Consider the following 17,470-nt stretch of genomic DNA (forward strand, 5'->3'; position numbering starts at 1 on the left):
CACAGAATAATGGGCTTGACTGGAAGCAGGAGAAAAGCTGTCTGAAGTAGCCCCGAGTTCAGACCGGTTTAGGGGAATAAGGAGAAAAGCAGTCCGAAGTGATCACAGATTCGAACTAAACAACAAGAATCCCAGCAGTAGAATGTCAGAAGCAACTCTCTGTTTCTACCAGAAAAAACGTAGCTTGTTTATGACTAATAAAATTTAGGAGAATGAACATGAAAATAAGAGACAGAGGTATAGTAATTGGCAGGATGTCTCCTGCGACAAATAATTGTATAACCGATGTTCTGGGTGTAATGGTAGGCCATGTAACTCTTGATTTTCCACTGGATGAAAAAGGTGAGGAATATGCCTGTACCGGTGTGACAGCAATCCTGCCGCATGGCGGGAATTTGTTCCGAGAGAAAGTTGCGGCTGCCAGCTATGTCCTTAACGGTTTTGGCAAAACGACAGGGCTTGTTCAGCTAAATGAACTTGGAACAATCGAGTCACCCATTATGCTGACAAATACGTTTGGGGTACCGGCAGTTACCCAGGGGACTCTGGAATACATGCTTGCTGAAAATGAAGAGATTGGCGAGTCGACCGGTACCATCAATATTGTGGTGGGTGAATGCAATGACAGCTATTTAAACTCGATCCGTCTTTTTCCGGTAAAACCTGAGCATGCAAGACAAGCACTAAAGGAGGCTTCAACGAGACCTGTCGAAGAAGGGGCGGTCGGAGCGGGAAAAGGGATGGTTTGTTTTGGTCATAAAGGCGGAATAGGAACAGCTTCAAGGGTTATAGAGGATACCCCTGCCTATACGGTTGGCTGCCTTGTGCTCAGCAACTTTGGCAAAAAAGAAGAATTCTTGACAGGAAAGTATGGTATTGGGACCATAAAATCAGGGTTATCCGAGACGGCAGATGGTTCTATCATCATCATCCTGGCAACAAATGCCCCCTTAAGTGACCGTCAGCTGCAGCGGCTGGCAAAAAGATGCGGCATCGGTCTTGGCCGGACTGGAAGTCATTTTAGCCATGGAAGCGGGGATATTGTGATTGCTTTTTCAACAGCCAATCAAACCGAGCATGATTCAGAAGAATATCTTCACACAAGCAGCCAGATAAGAGATGAGCATTCGTTGATGAACGAGCTTTTCACGGCTGCAGCTGAAGCAACCGAGGAAGCCATCCTCAACTCACTATCCCAGGCTGAAACTACCAGAGGGAGAAAAGGCAGTGTGGTTGAGGCGTATCCCTTTTTGTAGGCAATTTTTAAAGAAATATGATAAGTTTAAAAAAACAAAACTTGGAAGGAGAGATACATATGCGAGACAAAGAGACTTTGAAGCAGGAGGTCCTTGATGCTTTCAATTTCAGGCATGCCACAAAGCAATTTGATCCAGCCAAAATGATTCCAGAGGAGGACTTCCGCTTCATCCTCGAGACTGGACAGTTATCTCCAAGTTCTTTTGGTTTTGAACCATGGCGGTTTCTTGTTGTCCAGAGTGAAGAGTTACGGGAGAAAGTTAAAAATACTGCCTGGGGAGCGTTTGGCAAGCTTCCGGAAGCAAGCCATTTTGTGATAATCCTTGCAAGGACGAAAGTTGATACCAAATATGACTCAGAATACCTGCAGGACCATTTCAAAAACAAGAAACAGATGCCTGAGGAATTCATGGCCAATTACTTGAAGCGAATCGAGGAATTCCAAAAGTCTGATTTTAAATTGCTTGATGGTGACCGTCCGCTATTTGATTGGGCATGCAGGCAAACTTATATTGCCCTGGCCAATATGATGACAGCCGCCGCCCAAATCGGCATTGATTCCTGTCCGATCGAAGGCTTTGATTTTGAAAAAATGAACAAACTTCTGGAAGAAGAAGGGTTGCTTGAAAATGGTCACTTTGGCATTTCGGTTATGTGTGCGTTTGGTTACCGTGTGAATGAGCCAAAACCGAAAACAAGAAGGCCACTGGATGACATCGTTAAGTGGGTTTAAAGGGAAAGCCTGGACATTGCCAGGCTTTTTCCTTTTACTTTGATTCTTTAAGCGTTTCTCGGTACTCCTTGCCCTTTTGGACATATGTATCGATGGATAGCTGAATCAGCTCCAAATCCTTTTCGCCAATTTCTCGAACCACTTTTCCAGGTGCACCCACTACCAAAGAGCGTGGCGGAATCTTCTTCCCGGCAGGTATCAAGGTGTTTGCGCCGATGATGCATTCCTCCCCGATTTCCGCTCCGTCAAGAATTGTGGATCCCATCCCAATAATACATCTTTTCTTGATGGTACAGCCATGGAGGATCGCATTATGCCCAACAGTCACTTCGTCTTCAATGACAAGAGGTGAGCCTTCATACAGATGGCAGGTTACATTGTCCTGGATGCTGCAGCTTTCGCCTATTGTAATCGTATCTTCATCTCCCCGCAAAACCGCGTTGAACCAGACGCTCGAATTTTTTCCAATCTTGACGTCTCCGATAATATAGCTGCCCGGTGCCTGGAACACCGTTTCATGAACTGCCGGCTTTTTCTCTAAATAAGATAAAATCACGATAGCCTCTCCTTTTCTTAATTGTCTTAATTTTAAAATTAGTATAACATTAATCATACGAAGGGGGAATTTTTGTGAATGGAATCACTTCTGTTCTAGACATAAAATATCCAATCATCCAGGGTGGGATGGGAAACATCAGCAATGCGATTTTGACGGCAGCCGTTTCAGAGGCTGGAGGATTAGGAACCATCGGAGCAGGTACCATGGCTGCAGAAGAAGTGGAACAAATTATTATGGAAACCAAAAAAAGGACAAAAAAGCCTTTTTCGGTGAATATTGCTTTAAGTGTTTCGCCCAATGTGGTGGAAATCCTGAGGCTGGCAGTAAAACATGGGGTGAAAGTCGTCACCTTATCAGCAGGCAATCCTGCGCCTTTCATTCCCAAGCTGAAAAAAGCTGGCATCAAAGTCATAACCGTTGTTGCATCCGTTAAACAGGCAAAAAAAGCAGAAACTGCAGGAGCAGATGTTTTAGTGGCAGAAGGATTTGAGGCTGCAGGGATCAACTCGAACCTGGAAACTACAACTTTGGCGCTGATTCCGCAGATTGTCGCACAGGTAAACATTCCAGTTGTCGCAGCAGGCGGAATTGGGGACGGAAAAGGGCTGGCGGCCATGCTGGCGCTGGGAGCAAGCGGTGTCCAAATGGGGACCCGTTTTATCGCCACAAAGGAAGCTCCATTTCATGAAGTTTATAAACAAAAACTATTGCAGGCAAATGATCATGAAACAGTTATTGTTGGCCGATCCGTTGGAAAAATAAGAAGACTGCTGAATACCTCTTATGCCGGAAAACTGCTGGAAGCGGAAAAACAGGGAATCACGCCTGATGAGTTTGCAGAACTCACGACGGAGGACATACATAAAAAAGGCGCGCTGGAAGGAAACGAAGAGGCCGGATTCATGAATGGCGGCCAGGTTTCAGGATTGATATCTGACATTCCAACCGTACAGGAATTGCTTGATCGGATGGTAATGGAAGCAAAAGAACGACTGAAAATCGCAGAAGCTTTATTATAATTTCGCGGAGCATGCTTCTAAAAAAGAGGTATGCTTTTTATTTTGAACAAAAAATTTAAATTAATCAGAAAAAAATAATAAATACGTCTTTACTTTTATGCATAAAAGCGGTAAAGTAACCGAAAGAACTTTATTATACTTGGAGAATATTTAACTCCCAGGCAGGAAGGTGGATGAAAAAAGAAACTGAAATCTCAACATACTAAATTTTCGGAATATTATTGACACTATTTTAGGCTGGTGTTAATATAACGTTATATTTACGGTATCAATAGTAGATATCATACTTTTTGGAATCGCTTTCATAGAATTCTTGGGTCAAATGTAAAAATGGTGCGTTCCGGCTGTCTAAAAGTATAAAACCTACATAAAGTAAAGCCGGTTTATAAAAAAATCAAGGGGGATTAACATGAAAACATCAGTAAAAGCTATTTCTCTTGTCCTAGCCAGTGCTTTGCTAATGGCTGGCTGTGGAGGAAAAGAATCATCAAATGGTTCAGCAGAAAAAGATCAGTACAAAATCGGTTTAACTCAATTCGCGGAACATCCATCACTGGATGCGGCGACCGAAGGCTTTAAAAAGGCTCTCGAAGAAAAAGGTTTTAAGGAAGGCGAAAATGTAACATATGACTTCCAAAACGCACAAGCTGACATGAACAATACAGCAACGATCGCCAACAACTTTGTCGGCGACAAGGTCGACTTGATCTTTGCCAACGCAACTCCGAGCGCTGTAGCAGCACTTAATGCAACAAAGGATATACCAATCATTTTCACATCCGTGACAGACCCTGTTGGAGCGGGGCTTGTTGAAGCATTCGACAAGCCAGGCGACAATATCACCGGTACGACTGATAACCATCCAGATGCGACGAAAAAAACCATCGACTTCATGACAAATGAAATCGGAGCCAAGAAAATCGGTGTGATTTACAATGCTGGTGAACAGAACTCTGAAGTTCAGCTGAAGGAAGTGAAGAAGCTTGCTGAAGCAAATGGAGCGAAAGTAGTGGAAGCTTCCATTTCAACATCTGCTGAAGTTAAGCAGGCGGCTGAGTCTCTTGTTGGCCGTGTTGATGCAATTTATGTACCAACAGACAACACTGTCGTATCTGCACTTGAATCGGTAATCTCTGTGGCAAATGGCAAAAAGATCCCATTGTTTGTTGGTGAACTTGATTCCATGAAGCGCGGGGCAGTAGCTGCGAGCGGGTTCAACTACTATGATATCGGCTATCAATCAGGTCTAATGGCTGCAAAAATTCTATCTGGCGACAAGAAAGCCTCTGAAATTCCTGTAGAACTTCCAGAATCTCTGACACTGACAATTAATAAAAAAGCTGCAGAAGCACAAGGTGTTGAGGTTAAGGAAGAATGGGGAGGCAACGCAGAGTTTTACGAAGAATAAGAGAAAGGATGATTCAACTTGTTTACTTCAATATTTGGAGCATTTGAGTCAGGCATAATTTATGCGATCATGGCTCTGGGCGTATACTTATCCTTTCGGGTTCTGGATTTTCCGGATTTGACGGTGGACGGCAGCTTCGTAACTGGAGCTGCGGTTGCCGCGATCATGATCGTGAATGGCGCTAATCCATTTGCTGCGACAATGGTGGCACTGGTTGCCGGATTCATCGCAGGCTGCCTGACAGGTGTGATTCATACTGTCGGTAAAGTGAATGCTTTATTATCTGGGATCCTGATGATGATTGCCTTATATTCTATCAATCTGAGAATTATGGGCAAGTCGAATGTGCCGCTGTTGAACACCGACACTGCAATGACATCTGTGAGGGACTTTTTTGAGAAAACAGGAATCGACGGATTCTTTAATAGCATGCTGACAGCCATTGGACTGGGTGACAGCCTTCCGCGTACATGGGGAATCCTGCTGTTCATGATTTTTGTTACCTTTGCGATCAAGTTCCTAACAGACGCATTCCTTAAAACAGAAATCGGACTTGCAATCAGGGCAACAGGCGATAATAAAAGGATGATCCGCAGTTTTTCTTCCAATACGAATCTGATGATCATTCTTGGCCTCGGCCTTTCGAATGCGATGGTAGCATTTTCAGGTGCACTGATTGCCCAGCAGGGTGGATTCGCGGATGTAGGCATGGGAATCGGGATGATTATCATCGGGCTTGCTTCCGTGATTATTGGTGAAGCGCTGTTCGGAACAAAATCAATTGCAAGGACAACATTCGCTGTTATTGGCGGTTCGATTATCTATCGCATCGTGGTTACGCTGGCACTAAGGGTGGAGTTCCTTGAACCAGGTGACATGAAACTGATTACAGCGGTGATTGTCATTCTTGCGCTGACTGCTCCGAAGATGATTGAAAGCTATAAAGAGAAAAAGCGGAAGGTCAAAAGACAGCTTGAGAACATGCAGATGGTAGCTGTTCCTTCTGAAGGAAAGGGTGAGGCTGGTGCTGCACTTAAATCAGATTCATAGAGTATTCAACGAAGGCACTCCAGATGAGAAGATCGCCCTGGATAATATCAATCTCACATTGGAAAAAGGGGATTTCGTTACTGTTATCGGCAGTAACGGTGCCGGTAAGTCTACCTTAATGAATATCATTTCTGGTGTGATGATTCCTGATCATGGCAAAGTAGAATTGGATGGCAGGGATGTTACCTATATGTCTGAGTACAACCGCTCAAAAATGATCGGTCGTGTCTTCCAGGACCCAATGGCCGGAACGGCTCCAAGCATGACAATCGAGGAAAACCTGGCGATTGCGTACTCAAGGAACAAGCGACGTACACTTGGCCGTGGCGTGACCAAAAAAAGGCGGGAGCTTTTCAAGGAAGTATTGGAGTCCTTGCACTTAGGCCTTGAAAACCGGTTGAATGCCAAGGTCGGATTGCTGTCAGGCGGAGAGCGCCAGGCGTTATCCCTGCTGATGGCTACATTCACCGAGCCATCCATCCTCTTATTGGATGAACACACTGCAGCACTTGACCCTTCGCGGGCAGAGCTTATCACAAATCTGACAAAAGAAATCGTTGATAAATACCATTTGACAACGCTTATGGTCACCCATAATATGCAGCAGGCACTCGACCTCGGCAACAGGCTGATCATGATGGACAAAGGGCAAATCATCCTAGAAGTCAATGAAGAACAAAAAGCAAAGCTGACAATCGAAGACCTGCTGAATGAATTCCAGCGAATCCGCGGAACGAAAATGGCAAGTGACAGGGCGTTGCTTAGCTAAAAAAATCAACCAGCTTTAGAAAAGCTGGTTGATTTTTTTATGTTTAAAAAGAACAACAAAATATTATATCAGAATTATTTTTAAGAAAATACCAAAATTTCTTACAATTTATTGACCATTTATTTAACGAAATGTTATGATAACGTTAAATAAACGTTATACATATTTGCAACTTGGAAAGGTGGGATATGATGCGAGATGGCTTAAAAGCAGGGCATACGGCCTCCATCAAAGTCATTGTTACACCAGATATGTTTGCCCGCTTTGAGGGAAAGCTCGTCCATCCAGTATACTCCACGGTATCAATGGTGTATCACATGGAATGGGCTTCGAGACAAATTATACTTCCTTTTTTAGAAGACGATGAGGAGGGAATGGGTGGTGCAGTGACCGTCAAGCATATTGCTCCTTGTATTGAAGGAGCAGAAGTGGTCATTACAGCGACCGTCACAGATCTGCAGGACAATACGATCCTGACAAATGTCAGGGCAGAAACCAACGGACGTTTGGTTGGTGTCGGGGAAGTTAAACAAGTCGTCCTTCCAAAGTCCAGGATAACTGAATTATTGACAGGCAGCTAAAAATTTTTGCGCAAAAATGTAAGCGCTAACATGGTTTAACGGAATAAAGGGGGAAAGAAAAATGGATATGTTTGAACAAATTCGTGAACACGAGCAGGTCGTGTTCTGTAATGATGAAGCGACAGGATTAAAGGCAATTATTGCAATACACAGCACACGATTGGGTCCTGCCCTTGGCGGCTGCCGGATGTACCCTTATAAGTCAGTCGACGATGCACTTGAAGATGTACTCCGGCTTTCAAAAGGTATGACGTATAAATGTGCAGCTGCCGATGTTGATTTCGGAGGCGGGAAGGCTGTCATCATTGGCGATCCTACTAAGGATAAGAGCCCGGAATTATTCAGGGCATTCGGCCAGTTTGTCGAGTCCATCCAGGGCCGTTTTTATACAGGGACAGACATGGGTACCGACCCGGAGGATTTTGTCCATGCATTGAAGGAAACAAATTGTATCGTCGGCGTTGATGAAGTATACGGCGGCAGCGGTGATTCTTCTGTGCCGACTGCACAGGGAGTCATCTTTGGATTGCAGGCAACGAGCAAAGCTTTGTGGGACACGGATGACCTGTCTGGCAAATCCTATGCGATCCAGGGTCTGGGCAAGGTTGGCTATAAGGTAGCAGAGTATCTGCTGGAAAATGGTGCGGATCTGTATGTAACAGATATCAATCAAAAAGCGATCGACCAGATTGTCCAGAAAGCGAAGGAAATGGGAGCAGGGATCAAGGTTGTGGCCAGTGATGAAATTTATTCACAGCCTGCCGATATCTTCATTCCATGTGCAATGGGAGGAATCATCAATGATGAGACTATCCCTCAGCTGCAGGTAAAAGCGGTGGTCGGCTCTGCCAATAATCAGCTGAAGGAAGAACGCCATGGCCATGCCCTCCAGGAAAAAGGAATTCTATATGCACCTGATTACATCGTCAATGCTGGCGGTTTGATCCAGGTGGCGGATGAGCTTTATTCACCGAACAAAGAGCGCGTCCTTAAAAAGACTAAAGCAATCTATAATTCTCTTTTGAATGTATATAGCCATGCCGAACGAGAAGGAATCACCACAATGGAAGCGGCCAATAAATTCTGTGAAAACCGGATAGAAGCACGGACCAGAAGGAACAGCTTCTTCTCGCATATGAAACGTCCTAAATGGGCTGTAAGAATGTAATAGAATCATAGAAATTTAGTTTGTTTTTTAACTTTGATGCTTTGAAAAATTCAGTGCGATTTTAAAAAAAGGGTGAGCACATGGATAAGGATTTTCCAATTTTACAAGTGATGGACCAAAGCGGAAACATTGTGTCCGAGGAATATAAATATTTGGTGACCGAAGATCGAGTGAAGCAGTTTTATACGGAAATGGTAAGAATCCGGACGCTGGACAGAAAATCAGTAAGCTTGCAGCGCCAGGGAAGGATCGGGACTTATGCTCCATTCGAAGGCCAGGAGGCTTCCCAGGTTGGAACGGCTCTAGCGCTTGAAAGTGATGATTGGATGTTCCCGACTTATCGCGACCATGGTGCGGCAATGGTGTTCGGGCATTCACTGAGGAATATCCTGCTGTTTTGGAATGGGCGAAACGAAGGCTGTGTCCCGCCGTATGGGAAAAAGATATTTCCGCCGGCCATCCCGATTGCGACACAAATCCCTCATGCTGCAGGAGCAGCGTTCGCTGAAAAGCAAAAAGGCACAAAAAATGCTGCCATCTGTTATTTCGGTGATGGAGCAACGTCGGAAGGGGATTTTCACGAAGGGCTAAATTTTGCCAGTGTATTTAAATCCCCGGTCGTTTATTTTTGCCAGAACAACCAGTATGCGATTTCGGTACCAATCAGCAAACAGATGAATTCGGCAACGATAGCGCAGAAAGCACTGGCCTATGATATGCCTGGTGTGAGGGTGGATGGAAATGATGTTTTTGCCGTTTTTTCTCAAACTGAAAGGGCTCTTGAACGGGCGCGTAATGGCGAAGGGCCAACATTGATTGAAGCGATGACATGGAGATATGGTTCCCATACAACAGCAGATGATGCTTCTAAATACCGTGACCAGAATGAAAGTGCAATGAAGCGGATGGAAACAGATCCGCTGCTCAGGCTGGAACGCTGGTTGAAGAATGAAGGGCTTTTTGATGAAGCATGGACAAAAGAAGTCGAAGAACAGGCTGCAGCAGAAATTGATGCCGCAGTGAAGGAAATGGAGAGTTTCCCTGCTGCAGATCCGTCTGTGATCTTTGATTATGTTTTTGAAAAACCAACCTGGACAATCGAGAAACAAAAGCGGGAGTACCTTGAACTGATCGGGGGTGAGGCTTGATGGAAACAGCAGTTCAGACCAAGACCTTGACACTGGTCCAGGCGATTACCGATGGACTGGATACGATGCTGGCAGAAAAGAATGAGGTCATACTCCTTGGTGAAGACATTGGTAAGAACGGAGGAGTATTCCGTGCGACTGATGGTCTTCAGGAGAAATATGGTGAGGAACGTGTGATTGATACACCACTAAGTGAAGCTGGTTTTGTCGGTGCTGCCATTGGAATGGCGGTAAATGGTTTCAGGCCAGTAGTGGAAATCCAGTTCCTCGGATTCATCTATCCAGCATACGAACAAATCATGACACATGCTTCAAGACTGAGAATGCGGACGATGGGCCATTATACAGTGCCAATGGTCATTCGTGCTCCTTATGGCGCTGGTGTCCGTGCTCCGGAAATTCATTGTGACAGCACAGAATCAATTTTTACCCACATGCCAGGAATAAAGGTTGTATGTCCATCCAATCCATATGACGCAAAAGGGTTGATGATTGCCGCGATTGAAGATCCCGATCCTGTTCTCTTTTTAGAGCCGATGCGAAGCTACCGGTCGTCCCGTGATGAAGTTCCTGAAGGGAAATATACCGTTGAAATTGGCAAAGGCAAGAAGCTGACAGAAGGCGAGGACGTGACGGTCATTTCCTGGGGCGCGATGGTTCCTGTAGCCATGAAGGCTGTTGAAGAAATGAAGGATAAGGGAGTTCAATGCGAACTTCTTGACCTCAGGACACTATACCCTATCGATAAGGATCTTGTCATTGAATCCATACAGAAAACGGGACGCACTGTCATTGTCCATGAAGCCCATGAAACAGGCGGCACGGGAAGTGATTTGATTTCATTGATCAATGATGAAGCATTTCTTTACCAAAAGGCGCCGGCTGAAAGGGTAACAGGCTTTGATACGCCAGTTCCATACTTTGGATTTGAAAACCACTATCTGCCGACCCCGAAAAGAGTCGCAGCAGCAATCGAGAAAGTGATGAAGTTTTAGGAGGCTTGCCGATGGTTGAAGTAAAGCTCCACGACATAGGAGAGGGGATGACCGAAGCGGACATCAATTGTTACCTGGTGAAGCCTGGCGACTTCGTCAAGGCTGATGATCCGTTGGTAGAAGTCCAGACCGACAAGATGACCGCTGAGATTCCGGCCCCCTGTTCCGGTGTTGTAAAAGAATTATTGTTGAAACAAGGACAAACGGTACAAGTAGGGACGTCACTATTGATAATCGAGGACCAATCCGGGCTCGGAGCAAATGGCGGGCTGCAAAAAGCCAAGGAAGCAGAAAATGCGAAAACAAAGCCTGCAGCTACAGTAGATGTTCTTGACAGACCTGCAGATCCTGTTGTTCCCGTTGGTGTCAGTGTTCGGTTGGGCAGGGTTCTTGCTTCTCCGTACACGAGGAAAATTGCCCGGGAAAATGGTGTAAACATTATGGAGGTCATCGGGACTGGACCCGCTGGCCGGATCACCGACCAGGATGTATTGGCTTTTGCCAGTTTACGAGACAGCAAGGCTGCGAATGGTTCAGAAGCTGTTTCCGAACAGCAGGTTGCGAAGGTTTCGCAACCAGGCTCCGAACAGGTGGCTCCGAGTGCTTCGGAAGCTGGTTCCGAAAGTCGGGCTGTGAAGGTTTCAAAAGGTGGTTCTGAAGAGCAGGGAGGACATCATTCCGATCATCTGGCTGCAACTGCAAAAGCAGATATCGAAGATGCAGAGATTGTTACTGCGGAGGCATCCGGAGATATCCTGCCATTCCGTGGACGCCGGAAGCAGATTGCGAAAAAGATGGTTCAGTCTCTCTATACCATCCCTCACTGCACCCATTTCGAGGAAGTGGATGTCAGTGAATTGATCACATTAAGGGAAGAGATCAAGGCAGCAGGAAATTCGATTTCAGCGACTGCCTTCTTTATTAAAGCCCTTTCGATTGGGCTGAAAGAATTCCCGGTGTTCAATGCAAAGCTGAATGAAGAAAATGAAAGCATCCAGCTGCTTCGTGAACATCATATCGGGATTGCCGTGGACACTCCAGAAGGACTGATTGTCCCGGTCATCAGGAATGTCGAGAAAAAGAACCTGAAACAAATTCATGCAGAGATGAAGCAGCTGACGAAGCTTGCCCTGGATGACAAGCTCAAGGTCAAAGATATCTCGGGTGGTACATTCACGGTTAGCAATGTTGGACCGCTCGGCGGCAGCATTGGCGCAACCCCAATCATCCAGCACCCGCAGACAGCGCTTGTTTCTTTCCATAAAACAAAGAAACGGCCTGTCGTGACCGAACAAGATGAAATTGCGATCCGTTCGATCATGAATCTGTCGATGGCTTTTGACCACCGGGTAGCCGATGGTGCAACGGCGGTATCATTTACAAACCGCTTCGCCCAACTAATCGAGAATCCGAAGATGATGCTTCTTGAGTTGATGTAATTCAAGTACATTTCTTCACCACATAAAAGCATTATAGCTTTACATCGCGCTCTTGAGAGAGCGGAAAGAATTACTATAAAATTATTTTAAATATTGTAAATATTTTTAACAGGAGGTTTTATGATGCAAGAGAAGGTAATGGTATCTGGCCAGACAACAGAAGATTTTTTCCCGGTACAGGATGTAGATTATTTGGAGCTTTATGTAGGCAACGCCAAGCAAGCGTCACATTTTTTCCAGACCGCTTTTGGCTTTAAAGTAGTAGCTTATTCCGGCCTAGAAACAGGGAACCGCGAAACGACGTCCTATGTGCTGCAGCAGCGAAAAATCCGCCTTGTGGTAACCGGGACTTATAACGACTCATCCCGTGTAGCACAGTTTGTGAAAACACATGGAGATGGCGTGAAGGATATTGCACTGGCAGTGGATGATGTCGAGAAGGCATACAAGGGTGCGGTCAGCCGCGGAGCAATCGAAATCCAGCCGCCGCACGAGGTTTCGGATGAAAATGGTGTTTTGAAGAAGGCGGTCATCGGTACTTACGGTGATACCATCCATACACTGGTTGAGCGAAAGAATTATAAAGGCCTTTTCATGCCAGGATTTGTTGAGCATAAAACAACAGTTCCGGTCAATGATGCTGGCTTCATCGGCATCGACCATGTTGTCGGCAATGTTGAGAGAATGGAAGAATGGGTGAATTATTACGCGAACGTAATGGGCTTCAAGGAAATGAAGCACTTCACAGATAAGGATATTGTGACTGAGTATTCAGCGTTAATGTCCAAGGTTATGCATAATGGAGGCCGCATCAAATTCCCGATCAATGAGCCGGCTGAAGGAAAGCGCAAATCACAGATCCAGGAGTACCTAGAATTCTACAATGGCCCTGGCGTCCAGCATCTTGCGATTTTGACTGAGGATATTGTCAGCACGGTATCACAATTGCGTGAAAACGGTGTTGAGTTCCTGAGCACTCCGGATTCTTACTATGAAATGCTGTCAGAGCGTGTTGGTGAAATTGATGAAGAGATCGAGAAGCTGAAAGAGCTTAGTATTTTAGTAGACCGTGATGATGAGGGCTATCTGCTGCAAATTTTCACGAAGCCAATCGTCGACCGCCCGACTTTATTCATTGAAATCATCCAGCGTAAAGGCGCGAGAGGGTTTGGGGAAGGCAACTTCAAGGCTCTCTTCGAATCAATCGAACGTGAACAGGAACGACGCGGTAATCTATAAAAACCGGGATAAAAGGGGGCGGATTGCTCCCTTTTGTCATAAACGGCGACTTGAAAAATGGGGGATGAACATGAAGGTAAATGCTAGAGCAGAACTTGAAGGGATCACACCATACGCCCTCGGCCAGACAATTGAGGAAATCAAGGAACAATATAAGCTTACAACAGTAAGAAAACTGTCAGATAATGAAAATGTATATGGCACTTCACCAAAGGTGCGAGAAGCGATCCTGCAGGCATCAGCGAATCTGGCATTTTATCCAGACGGAATGACTTCAGGCATCACAGAAAAGCTGTCAGCACATTATGGATTAAAACCGGAGCACTTTCTCGTTTCGAATGGATCGGAGGAAATCATCCGGCTGCTTACAAGAGCCTATATCGATAAAAATGATGAAGCGGTTATGGCGGAAGTGACATTTCCCCGCTATAAAACGAACGTCCTCATAGAAGGCGGAAAAGCTGTAACTGTTCCGATGATCGAGGGACGGCATGACCTAAAGTCAATGCTTGAAGCCATCTCTGAAAAAACAAAGCTGGTTTTTGTCTGCAATCCTAACAATCCAACAGGTACGATTGTTGCGAAACAAGAGCTGCTTTCTTTTATCGGCAATGTGCCATCAAATGTACTAATTGTCATGGATGAAGCCTATTTTGAATACACTGATTCCGAAGATTTTCTGGATACGATGCCCCTGCTTGATCAATATGAAAATCTCGTCATCTTAAGGACTTTCTCGAAAATCTATGGACTTGCGAGCCTGCGGGTAGGCTATGGAATCATGCATCAGGAAATTGCGAAAGAGCTTCATAAGGTCAGGGATGTGTTCAATGTGAACCAGCTGGCACAGGCGGCAGCCATGGCAGCAATTGATGATCAGGAATTCGTAAAGGATTGCGCAGAAAAAAATAGTGCAGAACGGGAATTCCTCCGTGAAAAATTTAAAGAGCTGGAGATTGAGAGTTTTCCATCACAATCCAATTTCCTGTTTGCTTACAGTAACACTCCCGTCATCCATACGCTGACAGAGAACGGTGTCCTTGTCCGCCAGATGCAGCTTCCAGGCTATAAGGAAGCGTTCAGGATCACCCTTGGCACTCGTGAGGACCATGAATTCATCATCCAAGTTGTCAGCCAGCTTTTTCACGAAAGGGCGGTGTAGACTTTGGAAATCAAAACAGACAGTCTTGAATGGAAAGACGCATATAAACTTTTGCAGGGTTCGGTGCTGCCTCGCCCAATCGCGTTCGTATCAAGCCAGGATGAAAACGGAACGACCAATCTGGCACCCTTCAGTTTTTTCACCGTCATCAGTGCCAATCCGATGATGGTCTGCTTTTCCCCGATGAGGCGGGGGACAGATGGAGCGAAGAAGGATACATTGAACAATATTGAAGCAACGAAACAGTTTGTCATCAATATTGTCAGTGAGGATTTCGTCCAGCAAATGAATGATTGTGCAACTGAATTTACGGCGGATGTCGATGAGTTCGAGGCCTCTGGTCTGACAAAGATAGAAAGTGCGGCTGTAAATCCTCCAAGGGTCCAGGAGTCGAAGGTCCACCTTGAGTGTGAACTTGACCAGGTCCTCCATTTCGGGCAGGACGAAGCCGGTGCCGGCAGCCTTGTCATCGGGAAAGTCGTGCATGTGCACGTTGAAGATGACTTGTATGAAAACGGACGGATCAATTCGGAAAAATTGAACCCGGTAGGCAGGCTGGCTGGCGCTACATACACCTTGCCGCTGGCTAAAACCTTTGAACTGCAAAGAAAATAGGTGATGACATGAAATTCATAACGTTTGTGAAAAATGATGGTTCCATCCGCGCCGGCTGGATTAATTCGCGCAATGAAGCAGTCGATATGCATGAAGCAACCAATGGGCATTTGCCGGACAATATGCTGGCATTCCTTGAGAACCATGAGGAACATTTGGAATATATCAAACAGAATCTATTGGAGAGCGAAACGGGGACATATCCGCTGGAAGAAGTCAGGTTGAAAGCGCCGCTGCATACCCCGAAAAGCGTCCGTGATTTCTACGCATTCGAACAGCATGTAAAAACAGCCCTGGAGAACCGCGGACTTGAGATGATTCCGGAATGGTATGAAATTCCCGTGTTTTATTTTACCAACCACCTCGCAATCAAGGATCCTGAAGAAGAAATCAGGCGGCCACAGACATGCGAGTGGCTGGATTACGAACTAGAAATCGCCTGTGTTATCGGTAAAGAAGGCCGCAACATAAAAGCGGAGGATGCCGAACAGCATATTTTTGGCTTTATGATCATGAATGACTGGAGCGCTCGCGATCTTCAGAGGAAGGAAATGAAGGTCGGTCTTGGTCCGGCAAAAGGAAAGGATTTCGCTACTTCCTTTGGTCCGTATCTCGTTACGAAGGATGAGCTGGAATCAAGGAAAGCCGGCAAAGGTTATGACCTGCAAATGACGGCAAGGGTGAACGGCAAAGAGCTCTCTGCAGGCAATATGAAGGATCTTTATTTTTCCTTTGGAGAGATGATTGAACGTGCTTCGGCGGGGACGACGCTGTTCCCGGGTGAGGTGATTGGCTCAGGTACTGTTGGAACAGGCTGTATACTCGAGCTTGGCAGTGATGTGCACCGCTGGCTGGAGCCTGGCGATGAAGTCGAACTTGAGATTGAGGAACTGGGTGTCCTGAAAAATAAAATTATTGAAGACTAGAAAGAAGGTGGATTCATGTACTACCGTCAGATGGGAGAAATCCCGAAGAAACGTCATACCATTTTTAAAAAAGAAGACGGTTCGCTATTTCGTGAGCAGGTAATGGGAACGAAGGGTTTTTCCGGTACTCAGTCGATCCTTTATCACCACCATATGCCGACTGAAGTAGTAAAAAGCGAACTGATCGGCAGCTATTTGCCTGAATTTGAGGAGCAGGGATCGCTGAACCACAGGCATTTTTTGACTGACCAGATTACGAAAACTGGGGACGCCTTAAATGGAAGGGACTATATTCTCGGTAATGACGATTTATTAATTGGATTTGCGAATATTACCGAGCCGATGAAGCAATTTTACCGTAATGGCGATGGAGATGAAATGTTCTTTTTCCATCATGGATCTGGCAAGATTGAAACGATGTTTGGGACTTTGAATTACCGTCCTGGTGATTATGTAGTGATCCCGATTGGCACGATTTACAGGGTGGTGCCTGACGGTTCAGAAATGACTAAAGCGCTGATTGTGGAATCGTTCAGCCAGATTACCACTCCGCGCCGCTATCGCAATGAATATGGCCAGCTGCTCGAGCACAGTCCATTTTGCGAGCGCGATATCCGCGGACCGGAGACTTTGGAAACTGTCTCTGAAAAAGGAGAACACGAGGTTATTACAAAGACGCGCGGGCATCTGCACCGTCATGTGCTGAACCATCATCCGCTTGATGTCGTCGGCTGGGATGGCTATCTGTATCCATGGGCCTTCAATATCGAAGACTTCGAGCCAATCACTGGCCGGATCCACCAGCCGCCTCCGGTCCATCAGACATTCGAAGGACATAACTATGTGGTTTGTTCGTTTGTGCCGCGACTTTATGATTACCATCCTGAAGCGATTCCGGCGCCTTACTACCATAGCAACGTCAATAGCGATGAGCTGTTGTATTATGTAGAAGGAAACTTCATGAGCAGGAAAGGCATCAAGGAAGGTTCGATTACCCTGCACCCAAGCGGCATCCCGCATGGACCGCATCCGGGGAAGACTGAAGCAAGCATCGGCAAAAAAGAAACACTTGAGCTTGCCGTCATGATTGATACATTCCGCCCGTTGAAGACAGTTAAAAAAGCGAAAGAAATTGAAGACGAACAGTATATGTATACATGGATCGAGAAATAAGAAAGAGGACCAATTCGTGTAGAAGCGAGTTGGTCTTTTTATATGGAAATAAAATCCTGGGAAAAATCAATGTTTTTTTCCAGTTTGCGAATAAACTCGCAATTTTTGCGAATAAATTTATTTTTTTGCGAACAAATTCATTTTTTTGCGAACAAACGTATAGTTTTGCGAATAAGGGGCGGTTTCACCAATAATAGTACGAACTCAGTTATGAAAAATGATATTTAAG

Annotated in this window: 17 protein-coding genes; 16 read left to right on the forward strand and 1 reads right to left on the reverse strand. The window is 45.5% G+C overall.

The genetic code is table 11. The features are described from left to right. Positions 1–218: 218 nt before the first annotated feature. Positions 219–1,256, forward strand: a complete 1,038-nt coding sequence (locus J7E38_RS13785; protein WP_215038612.1) for a DmpA family aminopeptidase — start codon at positions 219–221, stop codon at positions 1,254–1,256. Between the two features lie 59 nt (positions 1,257–1,315). After that, positions 1,316–1,990, forward strand: a complete 675-nt coding sequence (locus J7E38_RS13790) for an NAD(P)H-dependent oxidoreductase (RefSeq protein ID WP_214706953.1) — start codon at positions 1,316–1,318, stop codon at positions 1,988–1,990. 34 nt (positions 1,991–2,024) lie between these two features. On the opposite strand, the gene J7E38_RS13795 is transcribed toward J7E38_RS13790, so the two are convergent. After that, positions 2,025–2,546, reverse strand: coding sequence for a gamma carbonic anhydrase family protein (locus J7E38_RS13795; protein WP_214706954.1), 522 nt, complete (start codon positions 2,544–2,546; stop codon positions 2,025–2,027). 74 nt (positions 2,547–2,620) lie between these two features. On the opposite strand from J7E38_RS13795, the gene J7E38_RS13800 reads away from it, so the two are divergent. From J7E38_RS13800 to J7E38_RS13865, 14 genes are all read left to right on the forward strand, one after another. Further along, the gene (locus J7E38_RS13800; protein WP_214706955.1) at positions 2,621–3,568 is read left to right on the forward strand and encodes an NAD(P)H-dependent flavin oxidoreductase; all 948 of its coding nucleotides are present in this window, start codon (positions 2,621–2,623) and stop codon (positions 3,566–3,568) included. A gap of 409 nt (positions 3,569–3,977) precedes the next feature. Continuing rightward, on the forward strand, positions 3,978–4,976 hold the full coding sequence (locus J7E38_RS13805; RefSeq protein ID WP_214706957.1) for an ABC transporter substrate-binding protein: 999 nt from the start codon (positions 3,978–3,980) through the stop codon (positions 4,974–4,976). Positions 4,977–4,994: 18 nt separating this feature from the next. Beyond that, the gene (locus tag J7E38_RS13810; RefSeq protein ID WP_214706958.1) at positions 4,995–6,026 is read left to right on the forward strand and encodes an ABC transporter permease; all 1,032 of its coding nucleotides are present in this window, start codon (positions 4,995–4,997) and stop codon (positions 6,024–6,026) included. Then, positions 6,001–6,795 (forward strand): ABC transporter ATP-binding protein, encoded by a 795-nt coding sequence (locus tag J7E38_RS13815; RefSeq protein WP_214706959.1) that lies wholly within the window; start codon positions 6,001–6,003, stop codon positions 6,793–6,795. The genes J7E38_RS13810 and J7E38_RS13815 overlap by 26 nt, the downstream gene beginning before the upstream one ends. Positions 6,796–6,986: 191 nt before the next feature. Beyond that, positions 6,987–7,376, forward strand: a complete 390-nt coding sequence (locus J7E38_RS13820) for a thioesterase family protein (RefSeq protein WP_214706960.1) — start codon at positions 6,987–6,989, stop codon at positions 7,374–7,376. 61 nt (positions 7,377–7,437) lie between these two features. After that, complete coding sequence (locus J7E38_RS13825) at positions 7,438–8,544, forward strand: Leu/Phe/Val dehydrogenase (protein WP_214706961.1); 1,107 nt, start codon at positions 7,438–7,440, stop codon at positions 8,542–8,544. Between the two features lie 80 nt (positions 8,545–8,624). Next, positions 8,625–9,692 (forward strand): pyruvate dehydrogenase (acetyl-transferring) E1 component subunit alpha, encoded by a 1,068-nt coding sequence (pdhA, locus tag J7E38_RS13830; RefSeq protein WP_214706962.1) that lies wholly within the window; start codon positions 8,625–8,627, stop codon positions 9,690–9,692. After that, on the forward strand, positions 9,692–10,687 hold the full coding sequence (locus J7E38_RS13835; protein WP_214706964.1) for an alpha-ketoacid dehydrogenase subunit beta: 996 nt from the start codon (positions 9,692–9,694) through the stop codon (positions 10,685–10,687). Before pdhA ends, J7E38_RS13835 begins: the two co-directional genes overlap by 1 nt. Positions 10,688–10,698: 11 nt before the next feature. Beyond that, positions 10,699–12,126, forward strand: a complete 1,428-nt coding sequence (locus J7E38_RS13840; protein WP_214706965.1) for a dihydrolipoamide acetyltransferase family protein — start codon at positions 10,699–10,701, stop codon at positions 12,124–12,126. Between the two features lie 120 nt (positions 12,127–12,246). Further along, entirely contained in the window at positions 12,247–13,365 is a 1,119-nt protein-coding gene (gene hppD / locus J7E38_RS13845; RefSeq protein WP_214706967.1) for a 4-hydroxyphenylpyruvate dioxygenase, read from the forward strand. A 70-nt stretch (positions 13,366–13,435) separates the two neighbouring features. Next, positions 13,436–14,527 (forward strand): histidinol-phosphate transaminase, encoded by a 1,092-nt coding sequence (gene hisC / locus J7E38_RS13850; protein WP_214706968.1) that lies wholly within the window; start codon positions 13,436–13,438, stop codon positions 14,525–14,527. A 3-nt stretch (positions 14,528–14,530) separates the two neighbouring features. Further along, positions 14,531–15,142 (forward strand): flavin reductase family protein, encoded by a 612-nt coding sequence (locus J7E38_RS13855; protein WP_214706970.1) that lies wholly within the window; start codon positions 14,531–14,533, stop codon positions 15,140–15,142. An 8-nt stretch (positions 15,143–15,150) separates the two neighbouring features. Next, positions 15,151–16,068: a fumarylacetoacetate hydrolase family protein gene (locus J7E38_RS13860; RefSeq protein ID WP_214706972.1), complete on the forward strand. Its 918-nt coding sequence runs from the start codon at positions 15,151–15,153 to the stop codon at positions 16,066–16,068. Between the two features lie 15 nt (positions 16,069–16,083). Beyond that, a complete protein-coding gene (locus J7E38_RS13865) occupies positions 16,084–17,241 on the forward strand; it encodes a homogentisate 1,2-dioxygenase (protein ID WP_214706974.1) in 1,158 nt (385 codons plus the stop codon). Positions 17,242–17,470: the final 229 nt, after the last annotated feature.

The sequence above is a fragment of the Bacillus sp. ISL-35 genome (assembly GCF_018613355.1).
In the GTDB taxonomy this organism is placed as follows: Bacteria; Bacillota; Bacilli; order Bacillales; family Cytobacillaceae; genus Mesobacillus.